Below are 257 nucleotides of genomic sequence, written 5' to 3'. Positions count from 1 at the left end.
TGACAACCAACTGCGTGCTGCTGCTCGTACCCAACAATTGGTACGCGGTGCGGAAGAAGCGCCTCAAGCCCAAAGCCAAAGCAGTGCTGAAAGCTTAGTTCGTACCAACCGCAATATCCGTTCTATGAATCTGACTGCGGCTGATTTCAGCAATCAGTCTGTACTGGATGACTTTGAAATTCCGGCTATCTTGCGCCGTCAGCAACATACTTCTGAGAAATAATCAGGATCATGCATGAAAAGACCTGCCTTAAAGG

Annotated in this window: 1 pseudogene; it reads left to right on the top strand. The window is 48.2% G+C overall.

From position 1 onward, the window contains the following. Positions 1 to 223: pseudogene (locus ACTHS4_RS12130) on the top strand (cell division protein FtsZ); the annotation flags it as partial. Positions 224 to 257 lie beyond the last annotated feature (34 nt).

The sequence above is a fragment of the Neisseria sp. P0014.S009 genome, assembly GCF_051958155.1.
GTDB classification, from domain to species: domain Bacteria; phylum Pseudomonadota; class Gammaproteobacteria; order Burkholderiales; family Neisseriaceae; genus Neisseria; species Neisseria flavescens_C.
This window is presented reverse-complemented; position numbering and strand designations above follow the sequence as displayed.